The organism is Micromonospora sp. NPDC048871 (assembly GCF_043198155.1).
GTDB lineage: Bacteria > Actinomycetota > Actinomycetes > Mycobacteriales > Micromonosporaceae > Micromonospora.
In genome coordinates this window covers 1-24,286 of record NZ_JBICUM010000017.1, presented here as the reverse complement: position 1 = coordinate 24,286, position 24,286 = coordinate 1, and the positions used below count along the sequence as shown (strand labels likewise).

Annotated in this window: 23 protein-coding genes; 12 read left to right on the top strand and 11 right to left on the bottom strand. The window is 70.4% G+C overall.

The window, feature by feature from the left end; genetic code table 11:
• Positions 1–10: 10 nt before the first annotated feature.
• The 3 genes from ACGFIK_RS25630 to ACGFIK_RS25620 form a co-directional block, all read right to left on the bottom strand.
• The gene (locus ACGFIK_RS25630) at positions 11–136 is read right to left on the bottom strand and encodes a hypothetical protein (protein ID WP_327023201.1); all 126 of its coding nucleotides are present in this window, start codon (positions 134–136) and stop codon (positions 11–13) included.
• 428 nt (positions 137–564) lie between these two features.
• Positions 565–1,230, bottom strand: coding sequence for a YdcF family protein (locus ACGFIK_RS25625; protein ID WP_327023202.1), 666 nt, complete (start codon positions 1,228–1,230; stop codon positions 565–567).
• A 10-nt stretch (positions 1,231–1,240) separates the two neighbouring features.
• On the bottom strand, positions 1,241–2,005 hold the full coding sequence (locus ACGFIK_RS25620; RefSeq protein ID WP_327023203.1) for a GntR family transcriptional regulator: 765 nt from the start codon (positions 2,003–2,005) through the stop codon (positions 1,241–1,243).
• A gap of 525 nt (positions 2,006–2,530) precedes the next feature.
• Here ACGFIK_RS25620 and ACGFIK_RS25615 point away from each other — a divergent pair.
• The 3 genes from ACGFIK_RS25615 (at position 2,531) to ACGFIK_RS25605 (ending at position 4,281) form a co-directional block, all read left to right on the top strand.
• Positions 2,531–2,779, top strand: a complete 249-nt coding sequence (locus ACGFIK_RS25615) for a hypothetical protein (RefSeq protein WP_327023204.1) — start codon at positions 2,531–2,533, stop codon at positions 2,777–2,779.
• Positions 2,772–3,014, top strand: a complete 243-nt coding sequence (locus ACGFIK_RS25610; RefSeq protein ID WP_327023205.1) for a hypothetical protein — start codon at positions 2,772–2,774, stop codon at positions 3,012–3,014. The genes ACGFIK_RS25615 and ACGFIK_RS25610 overlap by 8 nt, the downstream gene beginning before the upstream one ends.
• A 460-nt stretch (positions 3,015–3,474) precedes the next feature.
• Positions 3,475–4,281: an HAD-IB family hydrolase gene (locus ACGFIK_RS25605; RefSeq protein WP_327023206.1), complete on the top strand. Its 807-nt coding sequence runs from the start codon at positions 3,475–3,477 to the stop codon at positions 4,279–4,281.
• Between the two features lie 87 nt (positions 4,282–4,368).
• On the opposite strand, the gene ACGFIK_RS25600 is transcribed toward ACGFIK_RS25605, so the two are convergent.
• Complete coding sequence (locus ACGFIK_RS25600) at positions 4,369–5,115, bottom strand: oxidoreductase (protein ID WP_327023207.1); 747 nt, start codon at positions 5,113–5,115, stop codon at positions 4,369–4,371.
• A 329-nt stretch (positions 5,116–5,444) separates the two neighbouring features.
• Here ACGFIK_RS25600 and acs point away from each other — a divergent pair, with 329 nt between their 5' ends.
• The 3 genes from acs (at position 5,445) to ACGFIK_RS25585 (ending at position 11,192) form a co-directional block, all read left to right on the top strand.
• Positions 5,445–7,439 carry an acetate--CoA ligase gene (gene acs / locus ACGFIK_RS25595; protein ID WP_393341682.1) on the top strand — a complete coding sequence of 665 codons (1,995 nt, stop codon included), beginning with the start codon at positions 5,445–5,447 and terminating at the stop codon, positions 7,437–7,439.
• A 280-nt stretch (positions 7,440–7,719) separates the two neighbouring features.
• On the top strand, positions 7,720–10,125 hold the full coding sequence (locus ACGFIK_RS25590; protein ID WP_393341786.1) for an immune inhibitor A domain-containing protein: 2,406 nt from the start codon (positions 7,720–7,722) through the stop codon (positions 10,123–10,125).
• Between the two features lie 134 nt (positions 10,126–10,259).
• Positions 10,260–11,192 carry an alpha/beta hydrolase gene (locus tag ACGFIK_RS25585; RefSeq protein WP_327023209.1) on the top strand — a complete coding sequence of 311 codons (933 nt, stop codon included), beginning with the start codon at positions 10,260–10,262 and terminating at the stop codon, positions 11,190–11,192.
• Here ACGFIK_RS25585 and ACGFIK_RS25580 read toward each other — a convergent pair whose 3' ends face one another.
• Positions 11,193–11,558, bottom strand: coding sequence for a hypothetical protein (locus tag ACGFIK_RS25580; protein WP_357529345.1), 366 nt, complete (start codon positions 11,556–11,558; stop codon positions 11,193–11,195). It abuts the gene before it with no gap.
• Positions 11,555–14,512, bottom strand: coding sequence for an SseB family protein (locus tag ACGFIK_RS25575; protein ID WP_393341784.1), 2,958 nt, complete (start codon positions 14,510–14,512; stop codon positions 11,555–11,557). Before ACGFIK_RS25575 ends, ACGFIK_RS25580 begins: the two co-directional genes overlap by 4 nt.
• 155 nt (positions 14,513–14,667) lie before the next feature.
• Here ACGFIK_RS25575 and mycP point away from each other — a divergent pair, with 155 nt between their 5' ends.
• A complete protein-coding gene (mycP, locus tag ACGFIK_RS25570) occupies positions 14,668–15,888 on the top strand; it encodes a type VII secretion-associated serine protease mycosin (protein ID WP_393341679.1) in 1,221 nt (406 codons plus the stop codon).
• Between the two features lie 71 nt (positions 15,889–15,959).
• On the opposite strand, the gene ACGFIK_RS25565 is transcribed toward mycP, so the two are convergent.
• Together ACGFIK_RS25565 and ACGFIK_RS25560 are read right to left on the bottom strand one after the other, a co-directional pair.
• Positions 15,960–16,253 (bottom strand): WXG100 family type VII secretion target, encoded by a 294-nt coding sequence (locus ACGFIK_RS25565; protein ID WP_327023212.1) that lies wholly within the window; start codon positions 16,251–16,253, stop codon positions 15,960–15,962.
• Positions 16,254–16,274: 21 nt separating this feature from the next.
• The gene (locus tag ACGFIK_RS25560) at positions 16,275–16,595 is read right to left on the bottom strand and encodes a WXG100 family type VII secretion target (protein WP_327023213.1); all 321 of its coding nucleotides are present in this window, start codon (positions 16,593–16,595) and stop codon (positions 16,275–16,277) included.
• 245 nt (positions 16,596–16,840) lie between these two features.
• On the opposite strand from ACGFIK_RS25560, the gene eccE reads away from it, so the two are divergent.
• The 4 genes from eccE to rarD all read left to right on the top strand — a co-directional run bounded on the left by eccE (position 16,841) and on the right by rarD (position 20,652).
• Positions 16,841–18,649 (top strand): type VII secretion protein EccE, encoded by a 1,809-nt coding sequence (gene eccE, locus ACGFIK_RS25555; protein WP_393341781.1) that lies wholly within the window; start codon positions 16,841–16,843, stop codon positions 18,647–18,649.
• Between the two features lie 60 nt (positions 18,650–18,709).
• Entirely contained in the window at positions 18,710–19,096 is a 387-nt protein-coding gene (locus ACGFIK_RS25550) for a phage holin family protein (RefSeq protein ID WP_327023214.1), read from the top strand.
• Positions 19,097–19,238: 142 nt separating this feature from the next.
• Complete coding sequence (locus ACGFIK_RS25545) at positions 19,239–19,679, top strand: GNAT family N-acetyltransferase (protein WP_327023215.1); 441 nt, start codon at positions 19,239–19,241, stop codon at positions 19,677–19,679.
• Positions 19,680–19,731: 52 nt separating this feature from the next.
• The gene (gene rarD / locus ACGFIK_RS25540) at positions 19,732–20,652 is read left to right on the top strand and encodes an EamA family transporter RarD (RefSeq protein WP_327023216.1); all 921 of its coding nucleotides are present in this window, start codon (positions 19,732–19,734) and stop codon (positions 20,650–20,652) included.
• Positions 20,653–20,658: 6 nt separating this feature from the next.
• On the opposite strand, the gene ACGFIK_RS25535 is transcribed toward rarD, so the two are convergent.
• The 3 genes from ACGFIK_RS25535 to ACGFIK_RS25525 all read right to left on the bottom strand — a co-directional run bounded on the left by ACGFIK_RS25535 (position 20,659) and on the right by ACGFIK_RS25525 (position 22,813).
• A complete protein-coding gene (locus ACGFIK_RS25535) occupies positions 20,659–21,351 on the bottom strand; it encodes a zf-HC2 domain-containing protein (protein ID WP_327023217.1) in 693 nt (230 codons plus the stop codon).
• A complete protein-coding gene (locus ACGFIK_RS25530; protein ID WP_393341778.1) occupies positions 21,348–21,842 on the bottom strand; it encodes a sigma-70 family RNA polymerase sigma factor in 495 nt (164 codons plus the stop codon). The genes ACGFIK_RS25535 and ACGFIK_RS25530 overlap by 4 nt, the downstream gene beginning before the upstream one ends.
• Positions 21,843–22,030: 188 nt before the next feature.
• Positions 22,031–22,813, bottom strand: a complete 783-nt coding sequence (locus ACGFIK_RS25525) for a helix-turn-helix domain-containing protein (RefSeq protein WP_327027311.1) — start codon at positions 22,811–22,813, stop codon at positions 22,031–22,033.
• Positions 22,814–22,967: 154 nt separating this feature from the next.
• Here ACGFIK_RS25525 and ACGFIK_RS25520 point away from each other — a divergent pair, with 154 nt between their 5' ends.
• Positions 22,968–24,164, top strand: coding sequence for an MFS transporter (locus ACGFIK_RS25520; protein ID WP_327023218.1), 1,197 nt, complete (start codon positions 22,968–22,970; stop codon positions 24,162–24,164).
• The last annotated feature ends 122 nt before the right edge of the window (positions 24,165–24,286 follow it).

Below are 24,286 nucleotides of genomic sequence, written 5' to 3'. Positions count from 1 at the left end.
CCACCAGCGGTCAGTCGTGTGGGTCCGGCAGATTGAGTACGACGACGAGGGCACACGCCACCGTCGACAGCCAGCCCACCATCACGTACAGCGGCAGGGTCTGTTGCCGCCGCGAGCCGGGTCCGAGCCGGTCCACCAGCACAGGAAGATCGGAGCCACCACGATCACCGATCTCAGGCCCACCATGACGCAGATCGTGCCTCACCCCGGTGGGTCCATGCTGTCCCCGTGGGCCTGCTGGCGACTCGGCCGGCCGGGGTGGCTTACCGTGTCGCCGGCTTTCCGCGCGCCCGAGGGGCCGTGGTGCCGGTGCTGACCGTGCGACAATGAGTGACGGTATGTGGTCGAGGAGGTGGGTCGGGATGTCGAGCAACGCCGAGCGGATACCCGAGTGGCCGACCGCTGAGCACGTGCCGGTGGAGGAGTTGGCCCGCCGTCAGGGTGTGCGGCCGCTCGCCTCCGTTGACGACCTTGCCCGGCCGGACCTGTTCGAGTCCGACGAAGAGTTGGACGACTTCCTCGCCGACCTGTACGCCTCTCGGCGGGCTACTGTAGCTGCCGCTCTTACTGCACGAGTTGGCTGGTGTAGCCGGCGTCGACCAGGCGGGTGTAGGCGGCGCGGACCTCGTCGGGGACGTGCTGGGGGATGGCGTAACCGAGTTCGGCGTATCTGTCGATGCGTTGGGTGTCGCCGACGAGCATGTCCATGACCTTCTTGGTGTTGCCGATGCTGGCCACGTAGTCGTCGAGTGAGAGCGGGTGGGATGCGCAGATCACGTCGACCTCGGGCCAGAGCTTCTTGCAGGTGGCGTACGCCCGGCGTTGTTGGTACGGGCGGGACATCAGGATCACCGACCTGGCTTGGATCTTGTGCTCGGCAAGGAGTGCGCGGGTGTACTCGATGTTCAGGCCGGTGTTCTTGGCCCGCGTGTCGATGAGGATTGCGTCGGCTGGCACGCCGTGAGCCATGGCGTACTCCCGGTAGTGGACGGCTTCGCCCCGGGGGAAGGTCTCGATGGTGGTCGGGGCGTTGGCGCCGGTGAAGACCAGGTGCGGGTACATCCTCTGGTGGTAGAGATCGGTGGCGATCTTGGCGACTCCGAGGTCATGGCTACCGAGCCCGATGCCGACGTCAACGGGCCGGATCTCGTGGTGCATGTTGTGGTAGTTCCACAGGCACTCGACATCCGCGCGGTGCTCTGCCGGGATGGTCGGGGGAGTCGTGGACATCGTGTGACTCTCAGTCGGGGATCTTGAAGGTGTACGACCAGGTGAAGCGGGATGCGGCGTGCACTCCGCGGGCGAACTCGACTGGTCGGCCCTCGTGGGTGGACGTGGTGCGGTGCAGGATCATCACAGGTTCTCCGGCGGGGAGCTGGAGTAGGTCGGTTTCCTCGGGTGTGGGCATGCGGGCGTGCACGGTCTCGGTGATGGTGTCCGGCTCCAAGCCTCGGGCAGTGAGGATGGCGAAGCCGCCGCCTCGGCCGGCTGGCCCTGGTGTCGGGTCGACCAGGGATGTGCCTTCCACATCTTCGCGGCGGTAGTAGCTGGTCAGCGTGTGGGTCGGTACGCCGGCCTCTTTGACCAGGCGGGTGCGCTCGTAGACGGGTGCACCGGGCGAGAGTTCGAGTGCTGCGGCGACTTCGGCGTCAGCTTCGGTCAGTCGTACCTCGTTGGTCTGGTCGCCTGGCGTCCAGGCGCGGCCGGTGGCCTCGCGGTCGGCGGCGAAGGCGACGAGCCCGGATTTCCATTTGCTCTTGGCGTAGCGGTCGGTGCCGAGGCGCTTCATCGCCACGCGTGGGCGGACGACGGTGCCGCGCCGACGGACAGGCGTGACCAGCCCTTCGGCTTCGAGGACGCGTACCGCCTGCCGGACGGTGTTGATGTTGACGCCGTGCTCGGCGGCGATCTCGTCCTGCTTCGGCAGGGTGCTGCCCTCGGGATAGTCGCCGCGTTGGATGGCCTGGCGCAGGAGCGCGGCCAGATCCCGGTACCCGATGCCCACTCGCTCCTCCTAGCCATGCGCCCGCATAGGGCTGCCTCCAACCAGCAAGTGTGCCCGACACGCGCACATTAGAGCTAGCTCTATTGACAGGGCCGCACCTCATCCGGTCATATAGAGCTAGTTCTAATGCCTGGTTGGTGGGAGACCGTGATGCTTGGCGCTGCGGAAGTTCCGAACACGTCTGGATCATCCTTGATCCCGTCCGGCTGCACCATCCAGCCCGTTGCACCCGGCGTGGTGCGGGTTGGCGCCTGTGCGTCCTGCGCGGGTCGGACCTGGAAGTACGTCCGCGCGCGGGCTGAGGTCCGCGCTATCGGGCACGGATCGCCCGCTGGCCGGCGCATGGCCCGGCGGTCCTGCCTGGACCGTGCGGGGTCCGGTCGTTCGGTCGCCTGCTGAGGCTGGCCCGGGGTGGGTGCTGGCATGGGACCGCGACCCGAACGACGGTCCCGACTGAGCCCGCCCGCCCCGGTGCCTCGCAGGCCGCAACCTCGTCCGCCGAGTGTTCCGAATCCGGGTGACCTGGTGTTGCTGGACGGTCGGGCGTCGGTGCAGTTCGGCGGGGACCGAGCGCTGTGGCTGCGGGTGTCCTCGATCGGGGATCGACCGGCGTATGACGGCTGGGTGTGGCTCACCGGCTACGCCATCAACCCGCGGACCGGGGCGGCGATGGCGCGGCGGGAGGTCTTCGCGCAGATCGCCGGCCTCCAGATCAACCCCATACCCGCCAGCCCGGCGGGAACGGTACGGCAGACGAGGAGGCGTGGTGTTTGACCTACGGGTACGACTCGGCGCGGTACTGCGCATCGAGGCGGCCGACCGCTACCGCCCCGCCGACGGGCCGGTGATGCTCCGGGTCACCGGGGTTCGCCTGGTGCTCAACCGGCCCGAGCGGGAGCAGTGGATCTGGGTCGAGGGCACCAAGGTCACTCCGCCCCACCAACGGGGTGAACGCACGCAGGTCCTCGTACCCACGCGGCTGTTCGCTCCGAAGGGTGAGACGCGGTGACCACGTACCTGTCGGGTGCGGTGCGGGACCAGCTACGGCCGCGCGGACACAGTTCGACCTGCACACCCCGTCGGATAGGGGCGCTGACGGGATCGGAGACGAGCTGTGACCTGCGGGGTAGCGCTTACCTACCAAAGGGACGACCCCCGTCGGGGGGAGACGGGGGTCGTCGAGGTTCGGCTCCGGGGGGGTCGAGCCGAACCTGCTCAGCGGTCACGGGGGGTGCAACCGCCGAGAGTCTGCGGGTCGTACGCGATATGAATACTCGTTCTGTGGACAAGTCTGCCTGAGTGAGCCTGGGTACGTCGAGTGGTGTAGCCTCACTCCCCGCGAAATCCTGTTCGCAGAGTGTGACCGCGGTCACCGTCCGCAAGCATGGTGAGGGCTGCCCCGCAGGTCCGAGGAGGTTCGACCCCCGGGCACCCGCCGACCATAGACCATCGGGCTAGACTTTCGCGCCGTGGGCCGAAGTGCCGCTTTCTTCGATCTGGACAAGACCGTCATCGCCAAGTCGAGCGCCTTGGCGTTCGGGAGGCCGTTCTACCGGGATGGCCTGATCACTCGACGCGATGTGGTCAAGTCGGCGTACGCGCAGCTGATGTTCCGGCTGGGCGGCACCGACGAGCAGACCATGGCCCGTACCCGGGATTATCTTGCCGCCCTCTGCAAGGGCTGGCAGGTGGAACAGGTCCGGCAGATCGTCGCCGAGACCCTGCACGAGCTGATCAACCCCTATGTGTACGCCGAGGCCGCCGCCCTCATCGAGGAGCACCAGGCCGCCGGTCGGGACGTGGTGCTGGTCTCCGCCTCGGGTGAGGAGATGGTGCGTCCGATCGGGGCGCTGCTCGGGGTCACCGATGTGATCGCCACCCGGATGGCGGTGGTGGACGGCCGGTACAGCGGTGAGGTGGAGTTCTACGCGGCCGGGCCCAGCAAGGTGGAGGCGGTCAACGAGCTGGCCGCGGAGCGCGGCTACGACCTGGCTGACTCGTACGCCTACTCCGACTCGTACAGCGATCGACCGCTGCTGGAGTGCGTGGGGCACCCCAGCGTGGTCAACCCGGACCGGCAGTTGCGCCGGCTGGCCGTTGAGAACGCCTGGCCGGTGCTGGAGTTCCGGCATCCGATTCCGTTGGGCCGTCGGCTGCGGGAGCGGCCGGGGGTGCCGGTAGCCGCTGCCGCGCTAGGGGTGGGTGTCGGGGTGGCGATCGGCATCGCCTGGTACGGCCGACACCGGCGCACCCGCGCCTCGACCACCCCGGCCTGACCCACCACCCGGCCCGAGCCCACCCGACAGCCCGGCCTGAGCCGCCACCTGGCCTCAGCCCACCCCGGCCACCCCGGCAGCCCGGGTTCAGCTTGCGGCCAGGACCTCGTCGCCGATCTCGGTCAGCTGGTCGGCGCCCACCTCGACGGCCGCCATGTAGTGGCGCAGCCAGGACCGGAGCCCGTCCGGGGTGCCGGTGGCGAAGGCTCCGGCGGCGCCGACGTATTCCGGTTCGCGCTCGCGGTGGCCGACATCGATCGCCAGCAGGCCCCGCGGGTCGAAGCCGCTGGAGAGCAGCACCAGGCGGGCGGCGCCTCGGGCCACCACCCCGGAGGGGCCGGCGAACGGGCGCAGGTTGAGCAGTTCCCCGTGTACGACGGCGGCCAGCACCAGCGGCGGGACCTTGGTGCCTCCGGCGACCAGCCCGACTAGGGCGTCCAGGCGGGCGGCGACCACCGGATCCTCGACCGGGCGACCCAGTTCGGCGGCCTCGACCATTTCCCGGCCGGCCAGTACGTGCAGTTTCGCCAGTACCTGCCGGGGGGCTTTGGTCCAGCGGTCGCTGAGCCCGGGCAGCGCTCCGGCCACCCGCAGCGCCCCCTGGAGCACCGGGTCGGTCACCGTACCGGCCCGGACCGCTTCCCGCTCGTGGACCCGGCCCTCCAGGGCGGCGCTGGCGACTGCGGAACGCAGGCTCACTTCGGCGGCGACCTGGCCACCGTGGCGGCGCAGCGCCCGGTGACCTAGGGCGGTGTCGAAGCGGGTCCGGGCCTGCTCGACGGCCTCGGTGATGTCGGCGAGCGCGAGCAGCGGTGCCAGCGGGTCGGTCGTCACCCCGTCACGCTATCGAGCCCGCCGGTCGGCCCGCGCCGCAGTCACCGGCAAGGCGACGGACACCACCCGTACGCCGTGGGGTTCCTCCGACCAGGAGGGGTCGGCGGCGTTCATCGGGACCGTTTTGCACCTCGGCGCGCGAGAGGGTCCGTTGGGCGACGGAGGCGGGTGGCTTGCGTCGCCATGGTCGTCGGCCCCGACTAACCTGCCCCGGAGAGGCGCAGGTCACCCGACGACGAGGAGCACCGCATGAGCGAGGGCCAGCGAGCGAATCATCAATGCAGCGCCCAAGTGCCTCATGGCAGCACGCAGCGAAGCGGAGGGCTGGCATGAGCGAGGCGTTGGCCAATCTGCTGAACGAGACCCGCCAGTTCCCGCCGCCGGCGGCACTGGCCGCCGAGGCCAATGTCAAAGCCGAGGCGTACGCCGAGGCCGAGGCGGACCGGCTGGCCTTCTGGGAACGCCAGGCGGGGCGGCTGGCCTGGGCGCGGCCGTGGGACCAGGTGCTGGACTGGTCGAATCCGCCGTTCGCCAAGTGGTTCGTCGGCGGGCAGTTGAATGTGGCGTACAACTGTCTGGATCGGCATGTCGAGGCCGGTCGGGGCGACAAGGTGGCCATCCACTGGGAGGGCGAGCCGGGCGACACCCGCACCATCACCTACGCCGACCTGCACCGGATGACCTGCCAGGCGGCGAACGCGCTGACCGACCTGGGGGTGGTCGCCGGTGACCGGGTGGCGATCTATCTGCCGATGGTCCCGGAGGCGGCGGTCGCGATGCTGGCCTGCGCCCGGATCGGCGCCACCCACAGTGTGGTGTTCGGCGGGTTCTCGGCGGAGTCGCTGACCAACCGGATCCAGGACGCCTCCGCCAAGATCGTGATCACCGCCGACGGCGGCTACCGGCGGGGCAAGCCGTCCGCGCTCAAGCCGACCGTGGACGAGGCGGTGGCCAACTGCCCCTCGGTGGAGCATGTGCTGGTGGTCCGCCGTACCGGGGAGCAGGTCGACTGGTCGTCGCGGGACCACTGGTGGCACGAGACCGTGGAGCAGGCCTCGACCGAGCACACCGCCGAGGCCTTCGACGCCGAGCATCCGCTGTTCATCCTCTACACCAGCGGCACCACGGCCCGCCCCAAGGGCATCCTGCACACCACCGGCGGCTACCTGACCCAGACGTCGTACACCTCGCATGCGATCTTCGATCTGAAGCCGGAGACGGACGTCTACTGGTGTACGGCGGACATCGGTTGGGTGACCGGCCATTCCTACATCGTGTACGGCCCGCTCTCCAACGGCGCGACCCAGGTGATGTACGAGGGCACCCCGGACACCCCGCACAAGGGCCGGTTCTGGGAGATCGTCGACCGGTACGGGGTGACCATCCTCTACACCGCCCCGACCCTGATCCGCACCATGATGAAGTGGGGCGAGGACATCCCCGCCGGGTACGACCTGTCCACCCTCCGCCTGCTGGGCAGCGTCGGTGAGCCGATCAACCCCGAGGCGTGGATGTGGTACCGGCAGCATGTCGGGCGGGGCGAGCTGCCCATCGTGGACACCTGGTGGCAGACCGAGACCGGCAGCATCATGATTTCGCCGCTGCCGGGGGTCACCGCCGCCAAGCCGGGTTCGGCGATGACTCCGTTGCCCGGCATCAGTGCCGACGTGGTCGACGACCAGGGTCAGTCGGTACCCAACGGGGGTGGCGGTTACCTGGTGCTGCGGAAGCCGTGGCCCTCGATGCTGCGCACCATCTGGGGTGACGACAACCGGTTCATCGAGACCTACTGGTCCCGGTTCGGTGCGGGTGCCGGCGGCACCGGCGGTGACGAGTGGATCTACTTCGCCGGTGACGGGGCGAAGAAGGACGACGACGGGCACATCTGGCTGCTCGGCCGGGTGGACGACGTGATGCTGGTGTCGGGGCACAACATCTCCACCACGGAGGTGGAGTCGGCGCTGGTCTCGCACCCCTCGGTGGCCGAGGCGGCGGTGGTGGGTGCCACCGATCCGACCACCGGCCAGGCGATCGTCGCCTTCGCCATTCCGCGCGGCACCGCCGACGTCGCCGGCGAGGCGGGTGAGCAGCTCATCGCCGATCTGCGCAACCATGTGGCGAAGACCCTGGGCCCGATCGCCAAACCCCGGCAGATCATGCTGGTGCCGGAGCTGCCGAAGACCCGATCGGGCAAGATCATGCGGCGGTTGCTGCGGGACGTGGCGGAGAACCGTTCCCTCGGTGACGTGACCACCTTGCAGGACTCCTCGGTGATGGAGTTGATCGCCTCCGGCATGGGCGGGAGCAAGTCCGACGAGGACTGACAGGTCGTACCCCTCGACGGGTGGTGGTCCGGTGCGGACCGCCACCCGTCGATGTCTGTCCGGACCTGCACGGATGCCGGGTGGACCCCGGCGAAGGTTGTGACAGTGAGCAGACCTGTCGGCAATTCACTGCCATAAAATCGATGGCTACCCCTTCCCAGGGGCCCCACTAGTGCCTAAGTTCACCAGTGGCCCCATCCGTAGGGGCCGATCTCACCGGCTTGCCACCCCTGATGGGCCGGTTCCCTCAATTCGGAGGTACCACGTGCGGAAAGTCGCAGTGGGTCTGCTCGGGCTTTCGATGACGGCGACAGGGCTGACGGTCGGTGCTTCGGCCTCCGCCGCGCCGATCGCGGAGCCACCGACGGCCGCGCCGTCGATCGCCGAGCCCGCCCATGCCGAACATGACCTGCCGAACCCACTGGAAGAGAAGCGTCGCGCCCTGCGTCAGGAGGGCCTGAGCGAGGTGCTCTCGGGCCGCGTCAAGACCGAACGGATCAACGGCAGCACGGTGGCCAAGGTCGGTGACCGGGCCGTCCGTGGTGGTAAGGCCGGCCGCAACGCCAAGACCCCCAAGGGCGGCAAGGGGCCCACCGAGAAGCAGTACGTCGAGCTTTCCCGGGAGAAGACCGACCAGATCTTCGTCATCCTGGCCGAGTTCGGCGACGAGCGGCACCCGAACTACCCGGACCAGGACACCGACCCGGATGTTCCCGGCCCCGCCCGGTTCGACGGGCCGCTGCACAACCAGATCCCCCAGCCGGACCGGCGGGTCGACAACTCCACGGTGTGGCAGCCGAACTACGACGCCGATCACTTCCGCAAGCTCTACTTCGGCACCGCTCCGGGCGACGAGTCCGTGAAGCAGTACTACGAGGCGCAGTCCTCGGGTCGATACAGCGTCGACGGCGTGGTCAGCAACTGGGTCAAGGTCAACTACAACCAGGCCCGGTACGGCCGCTCCAACGGCTACCCCTGTGACTCGATCGTCTGCTCCAACGTGTGGGCCCTGGTGCGCGACGCCGCCAACCAGTGGGTGGCCGACCAGAAGGCCGCCGGCCGCACGGACGCCCAGATCGCCGCCGACGTACAGGCCATGGACCAGTGGGACCGCTACGACCACGACGGTGACGGCGACTTCAACGAGCCGGACGGCTACATCGACCACTTCCAGATCGTGCACGCCGGTGGCGACATGGCCGACGGTGACCCGATCTACGGCGAGGACGCCATCTGGAGCCACCGCTGGTACGCGTACGCCTCCGACCAGGGTCGTACCGGCCCGCCGAACTTCCCGGCCGGCGGCACCCAGATCGGCGACACCGGCATCTGGATCGGCGACTACACCATCCAGCCGGAGAACGGCGGTCGCAGCGTCTTCTACCACGAGTACGCCCACGACCTGGGTCTGCCGGACGACTACAACGTCCTCAGCGGCGGCGACAACAACAACGAGCACTGGACCCTGATGGCCCAGAGCCGCCTGGGTGCCAAGAACGACGGCGGCATCGGCGAGCGCGGCGGTGACCTGGGTGCCTGGAACAAGCTCCAGCTCGGCTGGCTCGACTACGAGGTGATCGTGGCCGGTCAGAAGCGGACCCTGGTGCTCGGTCCGCAGGAGTACAACACCAAGGAGGCCCAGGCCGCCGTGGTGGTGCTGCCCGAGCGGGAGTACACCTTCGAGAACGGTGCACCCTTCGAGGGCACCAAGCAGTTCTTCTCCGGCAACGCGGACGACCTGAACAGCACCATGACCCGGACCTTCGACCTGACCGGGAAGTCGTCCGCGACCCTGTCCATGAAGGGCCGCTACAGCATCGAGGCGGAGTACGACTACCTGTTCTTCGAGACCTCGATCGACGGTGGACAGACCTGGACTCCGCAGCCCGGTACGGCCGACGGCCAGCCGCTCAAGGAGATCTCCCCCGGTCGCTTCGCGCTGGACGGCAGCTCCGACGACGAGTGGGTGGACGTCACGATCCCGCTGGACGGGGTGGTCGGCAACCAGGTCGGGTTCCGGCTGCGGTACCAGACCGACGGTGCGGTCTCCGAGGGTGGTTTCTTCGGTGACGCCGTAACCCTGACCGCCGACGGCGCCACGGTCTTCACCGACGGGGCCGAGGACGGCGGGGCCGGCTGGACCCTGGCCGGTGGTTTCGAGGTGGTCGAGGAGACCTACACCCGTAAGTTCGCGAACTACTACATCGCGGGCACCCGGCAGTACATCTCGTACGACAAGTACCTCAAGACCGGCCCGTACTTCTTCGGGTACGCCAACACCAAGCCGGACTACGTGGACCACTACGCGTACCAGGAGGGTCTGCTGATCTCGTACTGGAACACCCGGTGGGCGGACAACGACACCTTCGCGCACCCGGGTGAGGGCCGGAACCTGATCATCGACTCCCGGCCCCGGCCGATCTACAACCTGACCGGCCAGCCCTGGCGGGCCCGGATCCAGGTCTACGACGCGCCGTTCAGCCTGAAGAAGGCGGACTCGTTCACGCTGCACCTCAACAGCCAGCCGCAGTACATCCGCGGCCAGGCGGCGCAGCCGCTGTTCGACGACACCAAGCAGTACTGGTTCCCGGAGCTGCCGAACCACGGCGTGAAGCTGCCGGCCACCGGCACCAAGATCAAGGTGTTGGAGCAGAAGGGCCTGAACACCAAGGTTCGATTCTCCTGAGTGACCGCACGACCACACGATGCCCCGGGCAGTCCACCTGCCCGGGGCATCGCCCTTCCCCGGCGAGGGTCGCGCCGGACACCACGCACGCCGTCGCAGGGGCCTACCAGCGTCGGGGTCCTAGGCTGTCGGACATGACCGAGCAGCGTGGCGGAGCCATCGACGAGTCCTGCGTCCTCACCGAAGGGCCGTGGACGCACCGGTTCGTCGGCGCGAACGGCAGCCGGTTCCATGTGGTGGAGGCGGGCACCGGTCCGATGGTGCTCTTCCTGCACGGCTTCCCCGAGCACTGGTGGGCCTGGCACCGGATGCTCCCCATGGTCGCCGACGCCGGTTTCCGCGCGGTCGCGGTAGACCTGCGCGGCTACGGCGCCAGCGACAAACCACCCCGGGGGTACGACGGATACACCCTCGCCGCCGACGTCGCCGGGACGATCAGGGCACTGGGGGAACGCTCGGCGACCGTGGTCGGGACCGGGGCCGGGGGCATGGTGGCCTGGACGGTGGCGTCCTTCCATCCCACCCTGGTACGCCGACTGGTGGTGCTCGGTGCCCCGCATCCGTTGCGGCTACGGGCGGCCATCTTCGCCGATCCGCGTGGGCAGTTCGCCGCCTCCACACCCACCCTGAAGTTCCAGCTACCCCGGTACGAACACGTCCTGGCCAAAGATGACGGGCGGGCGGTGGAGGAGATCCTGCGCCGCTGGGGTGGCCCCCGCTGGGTCGCCGGCCCGGACTTCGCCGAGTACGCCCGACAGTACCGGCGGGCCATGCAGATCCCGCAGGCGGCGTTCTGCGCGCTGGAGGGCTACCGCTGGGCGTTCCGGTCGGTGCTGCGGCTGCACGGCTACCGGTTCGTCAAGCTGATGCAACGGCCGCTCGTCGCACCCACCCTGCAACTGCACGGCGCACTGGATGTGGCCTCCCTACCCCGTACCGCCCAGGGGTCGAGTCGCTACGTCAGCGGGCCGTACGAGTGGCGGCTGCTGGACGAGGTCGGCCACTTCCCGCACCTGGAGGCCTCGGAGCTGGTGCTGGGCGAGATCCTGCGCTGGGCCAAGTCGTGATCAGACCCGCTGCTCGCGCAGGTCGGTGACCTCCCCGGCCGACGCCCACCCCTGGTAGACCCCGAAGTCGAAGGCCTCCAGCCGCAGCGCCTGCGCCACCGGCCAGCGGCCACCGGTGTACTCGACCCGCAGCCAACCCTCGTGCTCACCGAGCACGATGAAGGGCTGTCCCTTCCAGGTGCAGGTCGTCCGCACGTACGCCAACTCTTCGACCTCGGCCATCGGCACCACCCGGAGGTACCGGCCGGGCCGCACCTCGGTGAAGCCCTCAGCCGGCTCCGTCTGGTACAGCCGCACCTCACCACCGTCCGGGCTGGCCTGGTACTCCCGGCCCCGCCAGCGGGCCACATAGCCGTCGCGGGTCACTGCGCACCGGCCTCACGCCAGGCGACCGTGTCGGCGTCGAAGACGGCGATCAGCCGCTCGGTGCCGTCCGCGCCCAGGCGCAGCAGTTGCGCGCCGTGCGGCAGCCGGACACTGTCCACCTTGAACTCGGCGAGCACCTCGCTGCTCTCCCCGGGGGCGAAGCCGTTGCCACGGAACGGCGGGCGTTCGATCACCCAGCCCTCCATGGCCCGCATCGCGGCCTCGTTCTGCCCGCCGTAGGGGATGCGGTAGAGACTCGGCCGGTACGCCGGCCACCGCAACACGTAGATCTCCTCGGCGTCCGCCGCGAAGGGTGACTCCGCATGGTGCAGACCGAGGGCGCGGTAGAGCTGGGCGGGGGTGGTCAGGTGGGCCAGTTCGGTGGCCCGGTGCACGAAACCGGAGACCCGGTCGTAGCCGCGTTCCAGGTAGAAGCCCAGTTGGCTGGGCGCGATCGCCTTCTGCATCACGATCGGTCGAGTCGGGTCGGCTGCGGAGGCCACCTTCGGCGGGCTGCTGGTGGCGGCCGACTTGTCAACGCCAGGTTCCGGCTCGTTGTCGTCACCGAGCCCGAGTTCGGCCGCCCAGTTGGCCAGCCCGACGATCTGCTCGCCGGGCAGCTTCGCCCCGACCGGGGTGCCAGGATTGACCGCGAAGGACCAGGACAACTGAGGCCAGGACCGAATCAGCTGTACGAAGCGGACCGTCATCGTCTCGGCCGTCTGGTCGCCATGGTCGGCGAGTCGCTGCGGCGAGGTGTAGGCCACTACGAAGGTCTGGTCGTCCAGTTCCACCGTCGGCCAGACGTACCCGGGGTCACCGGGACGGCTGCCCGCAGCGGAGTCCGGGGAGATCGGCAGGAGGACCCGGGCCAGCAGCAGTGTCGACAGGAAGGTGTCGGTCTTCGCGGCCCCCGCAGCGGCGAGCAGCTCCTCCTCCACCTCGTTGGCCGGCTCGAACCCTGCTGGCGCCGGGGCGGGCTCCTCCGCTGGCGACACGGTGGCCGGCTCCGGAGTCGGCGTCGCGGCGGTGTTCTCGGGCTCAGGTTCGGTGGTGACCTTGGGCGAGGGGTCGAACAGTGAGGGCTCGGTCGCCGGCACCGGCGCGGTCACCTCATCCGCCACCGCCGGAACCGCCACCGTGGGCTCCGCCTCGACCGGCGAGATCGGCGCCGTCGGCTCCGCCCCCGACGGGGACAACGCCACCGTCGACTCCGCCTGCGACGGGATGAGGGTCGTAGTCGGATCCGCCTCCACCGGCTCCGCCCCCGACGGGGACAACGACACGGTCTGCTCCGCCTGCGCCGGGAAGAGCGTCGTCGGGTCCGCCTGCGACGGGGACAACGACACCGTCTGCTCCGCCTGCGCGGGGAACAACGTCGTCGTCGAATCCGCCTCCACCTGCTCCGACTCCGCCTGGGACGGGGACAACGACACCGTCCGCTCCGCCTGCGACGGGAAGAAGGTCGTCGTCGGTTCCGCAGGCCTCGGGGGGATCGGTGCCGTCGGTTCCGCCTCTGTGGGCCAGGTTTGCGGTGCCTCGGTGGTCGGGGGCAGGGTCGGGTCTGCTTCGGAGGTCTGGCGTTGGGGGGTACCGGGCTCCGGGTGCTGCTGCGCGGGCGACGCGGCAGTCAGATCCCGGGCCTCGATGATGGTGCCCTCTATGACGATCGGGGTGAACCCGCGCCGGGGCGCGGGCGGGGCGGAGACCGGCTCCGCCGCCGACGTGAGGGTCTGCTCGTCGCCCTCGGTCGCTTGGCGGCGGGGCAGCGACTGGGTCTCTGCGGTCGGGTCGCCTGGCACCGAACCGGTCAGATCGGTCGGCGCGGTGGACCACAAACGCTGGGTGGGTTCCGGTGCGGGGTCGGCCGGGGGCCGCAGCGGCTGGGTCGCTTCGCCGTTCACCTCGGGCCGGGTCAGACCGCCGGTCTGGGTGTCCTGGCTGAAGTCGAAGGCTCGGGTGGTGCCGTCGGTAGTCGACTCCGGGGAGGGGCCACGGCGGGGGAAGGGCTGCCCGGTGCGGGAGAACCGGGAGGGTGCGGTGACCCGCTCGCTTCGGGAGGGCGTTCGACCGGAGGCCGGTTCGAAGAAGGACCGCCGGGGCTGCTGGTCGGCGGCCTGACCGTTGGCCGGGGCTCCGGCCTGCTCGGGGGTGACCGGTCGACCGGGTGTCTCCCCGGGCGGGGGCATGGGCCGGCGCGGCGTCAGGTGGCCCTGGCGGTCTCCCCAGTGGCTCTCGGTGGCCTCCGGACGCACGCCACCGGCAGGGTCCGGGCGCGGGAGGCCGGGCCGGGGTTCGGCGACGCTCGGTCTGAGGTGACCGGCGCCGGGATAGCCCGCTGCCTGACCGGCGGGGGGTTGACCGGGCACTCGGGTGCCCGCACCCGGCGCGGTTACCGCGACGTCGGGGAGTTGAAAGGCGGCCGGGATCACCGGCGGAGGCGTTTCCGGTCGGCTAGGCCGGAGCTGGGCCGGTGGCGGAGTGTTCGCGGTCGGGCCGGATTCGCGTAGCCGACTCATCGCCTCGACCCGCTCCAGCCTGGCTCGGGCACCGATCGTCCGGCCGGGTAGCCGGACGTCACCCCGGGAGAGCTGAGCGACGTACCAGGCGGGCAGGTAGCCCTCGATGGGCAACCCGGGGTTGACCGCCAACCACCACTCGTGGTTCGGCCAACCGATTGCCAGTTCGGCGTAGCCGGTGCGGCGGGCGGACCCGCCGTACTCGCCCAGGCAGGCCCGCATCGCCTCGACGGAGGTGAAGGCCAGGACGTGCGTACGCCCACCGGTGGTCCAGGTGCCCCAGCCCGCAGGCGCCGATCCGGGGCCCGTCGGCGCGGAGATCGGCAGGAGCAGTTCGATGCTGGACAGGATGCGGAAGTAGAGCTGTTGGTCATTGCTGCCTAGTGCGTCCCGCAGCGCAGCTTCCGCCTCGGTGGCCGGCTCCCAGTCGGTCACGGCCACCCCCTCCTCCCGGGCCCAGGCCATAGGTGTCGGTTACAACCTACAAGGTCACATCAAGATCACAATGACAAGGCTGGCTGGGATCCACCGCCGTTTCGTCCCAGGCGATAACATCCCGTTCCGGTGTCGACACGATACGGAGGCGGTCGATGTCCCGGTACGCTCGGCATCCCCTTTTAGCGGGTCTGACCGCCGTCCTGTTGCTGGCGGCGGATGCGGTCGGGGCCGGGACGGCTGTCGCCTCGGCCACGACCGGCAGGGCGCCGGTTTGCGCGGCGCCACTGGCGCCGGCCCGGCCGGTGTCCGCGGTCCCCTGGCCACAGCAGCGGTACGCACCCGAGCGGCTGCACTCCTTGGCTACCGGATCGGGAGTGACCGTGGCGGTGGTCGACTCCGGGGTGGATCGACATCACCCACAGTTGGCCGGCCGGGTACTCACCGGCACCGACCTGCTCGATCCCGGCGGGGACGGCACCCGTGACTGCGTCGGCCACGGCACCGGGGTGGCGAGCATCATCGCCGCCGCACCCAGGGACGGAAGCGGCCTGCGGGGACTGGCACCGAAGGCCCGCATTCTGCCGGTACGAGTCAGCGAACAGCAGATAGTGGACGGTCAGGGGGCAGGTCGTACGGTGGCCCCGGCCGACTTCGCCCGGGCGATCCGCTGGGCGGTGGACAACCGCGCCGATGTGGTCAACCTGTCCGTGGTCCTGTACGCCGACCATCCGGCGGTACGCGAGGCGATCGGCTACGCCCTGGCCCGGGACGTGGTCGTGGTGGCCGCCGTCGGCAACCTGCACGGCAGCGGTGATCCCCGCCCCTATCCGGCCGCGTACGAGGGGGTGCTCGGGGTCGGTGCGGTCGGGGCGGACGGTGTCCGGGCCGACTTCTCCCAGGTCGGACCCTATGTGGATCTGGTGGCACCCGGCTCGGAGGTGCTGATGGCCGCTCCCGGGCAGGGCCATCATCGGGCCGAGGGGACCAGCTACGCCGCGCCGTTCGTGGCCGCCACGGCGGCCCTGTTGCGCGAGTACCGCCCCGAGCTGAGCGCCCTGGAGGTGGCCGACCGGCTCAAGGCCACCGCCGACCCGGCCCCCGGCATCGGGTACGGCGCCGGAGTGCTGAACCCGTATCGGGCGGTCACCGAGACCACCACCGGTCGGGTCACCCGCCCTGCCCCGGTCATCGCCCTGCCCGACGAGGAGCCCGACCCCGCGCTGGTGGCCCAGCAGAACCGGCGAGCCGCCGCCCGACAGCGGGCCGTCCTGCTGGCCACCACGGGCGCCGTGGTGGTGGTCGGCATAGTGCTGACCGCCCTGATCGTGCCTCGGGGTGCCCGACGCCGCTGGCGCCCCGCCGACCCCGCCTGACGAACCACCCACCCCCGAGGCCTGACGCGCGGCGACGCCGCCCGAGGAACGGGCGGCGTCGCCGCTGGTGGTCACCGGAACAGGCCGACGTTCTTCTTCTCGGTGTCGAGGTAGTCGGCCGCCGACTCGTCCACCGCCAGCTTGATGTCACGCAGCATCGCCTGGAGGTCCTGGGAGGCGTTGCGCCAGCGGGCCTGCCGCTGCTCGTACGCCTGCTGGGCCTCACCGGACCAGGTGGCCACCAACGGGGCGGCGTCCCGTTCCAACTGGCCCAACTGCGAGTCGAGCGTGTTCAACGCCCGCTGGATGTCCGCGCTGGCCTGCTGCAGCGCGGCGAAGTTGACGACAAGCACACCGTGCTCCATCGAATCCCCCTGGATCGTGGTCTAGAGCGGCAGCTGGATGCCGCCGCGGTTGGTGGCGGACACCCGGCTGGCCGCCTCGGCGTCCGAGGCGTCGTAGTGCGTGCCGGCGGTGCGGATCGCCCCTGCGGTCTCGCGCAGCGCCCGCTGCAAACTGGCCTGGTCCTGCGCCCACTGCTGTTTCACCTGCTCGAACGACCGGCCACCGGCCCCGCGCCAGGCCTGCTGGAGAACCTCCAGTTGGGTCAGCAGCCCACTGAGCATCGACTGCAACGACTGGTCCGTCTGCTCGAACTTCGCCGCGGTCTGCTGCATCACCGCGGCCTGCGCCTGGGTCTGGGACACCCCGACATCTCCTTGTCTGCTGGGTCGTGGCTGGCCCTGCGAACATCACGCACCCACCGGCACCGAAAGGGGCTAGCGGGCCGTGGGATCGGACCAATGACGTCTCGTCGCTGACGGTAGCGGCACCATCGCTGTTGTGCTACCCCGTCCCGTTCCCCTGTGGACAACGCTGATCCCATCCACTCACTACGATGGGCGGCAGTCGGGTTGCGGCGGGTGACCGGCCGAGGAGGGGTGCGGTGGCGATGACAAGCCTGCCGACCACGGTTGCTCCTGCCCTGGCCGACGGAACGCCCGAGCAGCGCATCCAAGCTGCCGCCACGACCACCGGGCGCGGGGACCACTGGCGAGAGCATCGGCCTCGGGCCGGACAGGTCGTGACCACGCAGGTGGCGCTGGCCGTGGTGGTCGCCGCCTCGGGCCGGGGCCCGGTAGCCCTGTCGGCCGCTGCCGTGCTGGCCGCAGCCCTGCTGCTGCTCGCCTGGGGCCGGGTTCGTCAGCGGTGGCTGTACGAGTGGTCGGGCATCGGGCTGGGTTATCTGACCCGGCGACGCGCGCTCACCGCGCCGGGGGGACCGGCGGCCCTGCTCGATCTGGTCGCCCCGGACACCGTGCGTCATCCGGCCGATCTGGCGGGCTCCTCGGCGGTGCTGTTCGACGACCCCGGTGGGGTGGTGGCCCTGCTGGAGATCGGCGATCGGGCCGACCTGCTCGGCGACGGCGGGCGGCACCTGCCCTCGCCCGCCGCCCTGCTACCGGCCGACTCCGACCAGGCTCCGCCGGTACGCATTCAGCTGGTGCTGTCCGCCTCGGCGGCTCCGGCGATCCGTGCCGGCGGCGGCCTGTCCGCCACCTCATACCGCCAGTTGACCCAGGGCCGGCTGGCCGGCTGGGAACGGGGGGTGCTGGCCGTACGGGTGATCCGGGCGGAGGGGTGGTCGGAGGAGGCGTTACGGCGAACTCTGGCCGGCACCGTCCGCCGGATCATCCGCCGTTTCGGCCCGTTGTCGATCCGACCGCTGGGCGAGCCGGCGGCGCTGCGGGTGTTCGCCGAACTAGCCCACCATGACGGGCGACCCGTTAGGGAGTCCTGGCAGGCCGTGCGCTGCGGTGGACTGTTGCAGACCACGTTCCGACTGCGTCGGTGGCCCACCTCGGAGGGTGGAGGCCAACTGGTGCCACGGCTGTTGACCCTGCCGGCGACCGCGGTCACGGTGTCCCTGCACGCCGAGCCGGGTCCGACCGAGGGCCTGACCGTACGGATCAGCGCCGCAACCCCGGCCGAACTCTCCGCCGCCGCCCGGGCGTTGCGCGGGCTGGTGACGACGGCCGGTGGCATGGTGCGGCGACTGGACGGGGCTCACCTCTGCGGCTTCACGGACACCCTGCCACTGGCCCCGCCGGTTCCGGCCACCCTCGGGGACGGGTCCGAGTTGGAGTTGCCGTACGGCTCAGCCGGCCTGGTGGTGGGGGCCAACCGGCACGGCGATCCGGTCACCGTCCGGCTGTTCCGGCCGGAGAGCACCCGGGTGATGATCGTCGGCGGGGTGCGGGCGGCTCAACTGCTGACCATGCGGGCGATGGCCCTTGGCTGCCGAGTGGTCGTCCAGACCACCCGACCCCAGGCCTGGCAACCGTTCGTACGCGGGGTCGGCACTCCGGGTGAGACGATCCCGCTGGTTCCGCCCGGCAGGCCGGTGGAGACCGAGCCGGGTACCCCGCTGTCGCCACTGCTGGTGATCCTGGACGCCCCGCCGCCCACCGGCGGTCCCCGTCCGGGTGCGGCCTGGCAGACCACCCTGCTGGTACGCGACGAGTTGACCCCGGCGGACGCGGATGCCCTGGGCCGGTCCGACCTGGCCCTGCTGCAACCGTTGAGTCCGGCCGAGGCCCCGATCGCCGGGGCTGCCCTGGGGCTCGGTGAGGCGGCCGACTGGCTGACCCGGATCCGGCCGGACATGGTGGCCGTGGTGAACCGGCGGGCCCTGCGCTGGGTGCTGCTCGCCGGCACCCCCTTGGAGGCCCAACTGATCGGTCGTCCGTCGCGCACCTGAGACCGGCACAGCCGATCTCGCGGGTACCGTCCCTGGCCTGGTCGTGACACCATGCCGGCCATGGATTTCCTGAAAGGTCTACTGATCCGGGTCGGCGCCACGGCGGTGGCCTTCTGGCTGGCCACCCTGATCATCCCCGGCATCTCTCTGGACACGGAGTCGGTCAGCGAGACCGTGCTGACCCTGGTCCTGGTGGCGGTCATCTTCGGCGTGGTGAACGGGGTCCTCCAGCCGATCATCAAGACCGTGGGCTGCGGTTTCTACCTGCTCACCCTCGGCCTGATCGCCCTGGTGGTCAACGGTCTGCTCTTCCTGCTGACCGGTTGGATCGCCGACCAGGTCGGGCTGCCCTTCGATGTGGACGGCTTCTGGCCGGCCGCCGTCCTGGGTGCCCTCTTCGTCGGCGTCGTCACCTGGATCCTCGGCGCCATCCTCGACCGCGACTGACCCCCACCCCACCTCGGCCGCCAGCGCCGAGCCGACCAGCCGGACAGGTACCGCTCAAACGAGCGGTACCTGTCCGCTGTGCAGGCCAGATTGCGGGAGCTGCCTACCGGAGCCCACCTGGGTACGGACTACCGTCGCAGGGGTGTTCACGCTGACCCGCGACGACGGCTACACGATCAGCACCGATCCGGCCCGGCTGGATCTGGACCGGGTGCACCACTGGCTCAGCACGGACGCCTACTGGGCCCTGGGACGGGACCAGGAGACGGTGGCCCGGGCCTTCGCCGGCTCGATCGGTTTCGGGGTCTACCGGCCGGTCGACGGCCGCCAGGTCGCCGTGGCGAGGGTGATCACCGATCGGGTCACCTTCGGCTACCTCTGTGACGTGTACGTCGACCGGACCGAGCGCGGTCGCGGCCTGGGCACCTGGCTGGCGGGCGCGGTCCGCGACCATCTGGCCACCCTGGGGGTACGCCGGCTGCTGCTGGCCACCCAGGATGCGCACGGGCTCTATCAGAAGCTCGGCTTCACCCTGGTCGAGGCCGAGCGTTGGATGGAGCTGGACCGCCGCAACCAGCAGTGAGTCCGCTCACCGGCAAGGAGCAGGCGGGGATATCGACCCTTACCGTGTAGCCGTGACACCCCTGCGCCTCGGATATCTCTACGGGCTCGCCGCGTACCTGATGTGGGGATTCTTTCCCCTCTACTTCAAGCTGCTCCGTCCCTCCGGCCCGTTGGAGATCCTCGCCCACCGGGTGATCTGGTCCGTGGCCTTCGTCGCCCTGCTGCTCGGCGCGATGCGCAACATCGGATTCCTGCGGGCCCTGCTGCGCCGACCGCGCGCCCTGGCCGGCATCGGGGTGGCCGCCACCCTGATCGGGTTCAACTGGTTCACCTACATCTACGGGGTGAACTCCGACCGGGTGGTGGAAACCGCCCTCGGGTACTTCATCAACCCCCTGGTGGTGGTGTTGCTGGGGGTGGTGGTGCTGCGGGAACGTCTGCGCCCGGGACAGTGGCTGGCGCTGGGCATCGGCGGCCTGGCGGTGGCCGTACTCACGGTCGACTACGGTCGACTGCCGTACCTGGCGTTGATCCTGGCGCTCACCTTCGGCGGGTACAGCCTGGTCAAGAAGCAGCTCGGGCTGCCTGCCGCGGAGGGTCTGTTCGTCGAGTCGGCCGTGCTGGCGTTGCCCGCCCTCGGCTACCTGGGCTGGCTGGCGGCCACCGGTGAGGCGACCTTCGGGCAGGTCTCGACCGGGCACACCCTGCTGCTGGTCCTGGCCGGGGCGCTGACCGCCATCCCCCTCCTGCTGTTCGCCGGGGCCGCCAACCGGCTCCCGCTGACCGCCCTGGGGATGCTTCAGTACGTGGCCCCGATCCTCCAGCTGGGCTGCGGGGTGCTGATCTTCCACGAGCCGATGCCGCCAGCCCGCCTGGCCGGATTCGCGCTGGTCTGGCTGGCCCTGATCGTCTTCACCGTGGACGGGTTGCGCCAGGCCCGGCGTACCCGTCGCGAGCGCCCCGCCAAGGTGGTCCCGGCCGGCACCCCCTGACCCCACTCAGGGCAGGTCGTACGCCAGCACCACGGTGCCGTCGGCCCGGATCAGTTCCAACCGGACCAGTTCGGCGTTGGTGAACCGGGTGGCCCCGCTGATCCGCAGGTCGTCCCCGGGTGCGGCCAGCCAGGAGCCGATCTGCTCCTGCGACCCGTCGGCGGCGTGGGCCACCAGCCGGAAGGCGTTCGCCTTGCCGTAGCCGGAACGCTCGTCGTACCCACAGGTCATGGTGACCTCGGTGCCCCAGTTGGTGCCGGTGAGCCCGATCTCGGCGTGCAGGGGCACCGCACCCGCGACCGGACGCATCTGCACCATCCGCACCTGGGCCACCGGCCCGGTCGGCGCCGGTTCGGGCAGCATGGTGGCCGTGCCGAAGCCGATGACCAGGGCGAAGGCGGCAGCGGCCAGGCTGATGACGGCGTACCGCAGGCGGTTGGCCTGCCGCTCCCGGCGCCGCCGCTCCCGCGCGGCGCTGAGCAACTCCGGCACCCGGGGGTTCTCCGGCAGCGGCAGGAACTGCTCCAGGCTGGTCGGATCCAACCGGCCGAGCAGACCGGGCAGCACGGCGATCTCCGAGACGGACTGCTGGCAGGCCGGGCAGTCGACCAGATGGCGTTCGTAGGCCGCGCGGTCCGCGGGAGACAGGGCACCCAGGACGTACGCCCCATCGTCGTAGGCGAAGTCGCAGCGGCTCATCCGGTCACCCCCATCTCGGCAAGCACCAACCGTAATGACCGTAGGGCGTAGTGGGTGCGAGACTTCACCGTCCCCGGCGGAACACCCAGCCGGGAGGCCGCCTCCGCTATCGAGCGGCCCTGGTAGAAGCATTCGACCAGCACGTCCCGGTGGGAGGGACTGAGCCGGTTGAGCGCCTCGGCCACCGTCCACGCCTCGACGGCACGTTCGGTCTCGTCGACCACCTCAGGCGGTTCGGGAAGCTCGTCGGTGTAGATCTCACCGACCCGGGTGGAGCGGCGTCGCCAGGCGTCGATGGCCAGGTTGCGTGCGGTCGTGAACAGCCAGGCCCGTACCGAGCCGCGACGCGGGTCCAGCGACTCCGGGTGGCGCCAGGCCCGCAGCAACGTCTCCTGAACCAGGTCCTCGGCGCGCTGTCGATCGCCGTTGACCAGCCGCAACGCGTGCGCGTAGAGCGCGTCGGCATGTTCGTCATGCAGGGCGCGCAGCAGATGGGCGTCGTGGTCGCTGATGATCCTCTCCTCGCTCTCGACGGGAGCGGGCTCGGCGTTACGACCGTTGGTACGTGCAGTCACCCCGAAGAGTTCAGTCGCAGCTCAAACCTGGGGTTGGGCGGGGAGTGTCAAGGCCGCGGCCGATCCCAGCGCACCGCCGCCTTCCCGCCAGGAAGGGGGCCGGCTCAGCTCTCCGTGGCCAGGCTGTCGGCGATCGCCCGGGCGGCGGTGAGCAGCTTCGTCCGCACCACCCGGGCGGAGGTCATCATCTCGCTGGCCGGCAGCGCGCAGGCCAGTACGGTCCGCCGCTCGATGTCCTTGTCCGGGCCGATCAGCACGGCGGCACAGGCCACCCCCTGCCGGAACTGGCCCAGTTCCAGTTGCATCCCACGACGCTCCCCGGCCGCCAGATCGGCCTCGAAGGCCTCCGGGGTGCACAGGGTGGCGCTGGTGAACGGGCGCATACCGTACTCACGGAGATAGCGGTGGCGTTGCTCGACCGTCAGGGTGGCCAGCAGGGCCTTGCCGAGGGCGGTCGCGTGGGCCCCCTCGTCGAACCCCGGCACGAGATCCTCCAGATAGGGCGAACGGGCACCCTCCGCCACCGCGGTGATCGCCACCTGCCCGCCGACGAACCGGCCCAGGTAGTGACTCCAGCCGGTCTCGACGGCCACCCGGCGCAGGGTCTCCCCGACCGCAGGCGACCCCCGGAAGGCGGCGACCAACTCGCGATAGCGGTCGGCCACCTCCAGGCCCACGATGTACGTGCCGTCCTCCCGACGGATCACATATCCCTCATAGGCCAGGGTCCGCACCAGGTGGTACGTGGTGGCCACGGTCAGCTCGCAGCGTCGGGCGATCTGTTTCACCGTCAGCCCGCGCGGGGCACGGCCGACCGCTTCGAGCACTCGAAGTGCGCGGGACACACTCCGGATGAGATCCGAAGGCTCCGCCAGGGGGTCGCGCACAACCACCTCCGCCACCAGGGACTTACACCATATGAAAAAGCGGCCCCAGGCGAAATCCCTGATCGGATGGATGACGCAGGCGGATGGCGTACATGAAGTGATCTCGGTTGCACTTCGTGGCGCCGCGCCGGTACTCGCATAGGTTGAGCTGACCATGACCGACACCGCCTCCCCTCCCGATCCGACCGTCGGCACCAGGCCGGTCCGAGCCAGCGCGGTGGCCGTCGTGGTGACCATCGCCTGCGTCCTGCCGGTCTTCCTGGTCGGTGGTCTGGCCGTGCAGATGCGGGAGGAACTGACCTTCTCCCCCGCCGGGCTCGGGCTGGTCGTCGCGGCCTACTTCGGGGTGGGCGCGCTCGCCTCCGTGCCCACCGGGGCTCTGGTGGAGCGTTGGGGCGGAGCCGTGGTGGCCCGCGCCGGCATCCTCGTCTCCGCCACCTGCCTGCTCGCCGTGGCGGTGCTGGCCCGGTCGTACCCGGTGCTGCTCGGCCTGCTCGCGGTGGCCGGCACCGCGAACGCGCTCGGCCAACTCTCCAGCAACGTGCTGCTCGCCCGGCACGTACCGATACGGCGGCAAGGCCTGTCGTTCGGCATCAAACAGGCCGCCATCCCGGTCTCCACCCTGCTGGCCGGAGCCGCGGTGCCCGTTTTCGCCCTCACCGTCGGCTGGCGCTGGGCGTTCGTGGCCGCTGCCGCTGCCGTGCTGGCCACCCTGCCGGCCGTACCCGCACAGCCGGCGCAGTCCGCTCGCCGGTCCGTGCGGGGTGCCGGGCGCGGGACGTTCCCGCTGGTGGTGGTCGGCATCGCCGCGACGCTCGCCGCCGGGGCTGCGGGAGGGCTCGGCACATTCGTGGTGGACGCGGCCGTCGATCGGGGACTCGAACCGGCGCTGGCCGGGCTGACCCTGACCCTCGGCAGCGCGGCCTGCATCACGGCCCGGGTCGGTCTCGGGTGGCTGGCCGACCGCCGCTCGGGTGGGCACGTCACGGTCATCGCCGGCATGCTCGTCGTCGGGGCGTTCGGGCTGGCCCTGCTCGCGATGGCCGGCCCAGGCCCCCTGGTGGTCGGCGTACTGCTCGGCTTCGCCCTGGGCTGGTCCTGGCCGGGGCTGATGAACTTCGCGGTGGTCCAGCTGCATCCCCAGGCGCCAGGGACCGCCACCTCGATCACCCAGACCGGGGTGTACGCCGGCGCCGCCCTCGGCCCGCTGACCCTCGGCCCGCTCGCCGCCGCTGCCGGCTATCCGACGATGTGGCTCACCGCAGCCACTGCCATGCTCATCGCCGCCGCCCTGATGCTCACCGCCACCCGCCTGCTGTCCGCCCACTCCACACCCGCCCCATCGCGTTGATCATGAGGTTAGCGGTGGGTTGAAGATGGCGGATTCTAGGGTTCAGTGCAACTGATCTTGGTTGTGCTGGAGGTGTTGGTGGCGAGGCCGGGTGTGGTGACGTTCGGACATCGGCAGGTGTT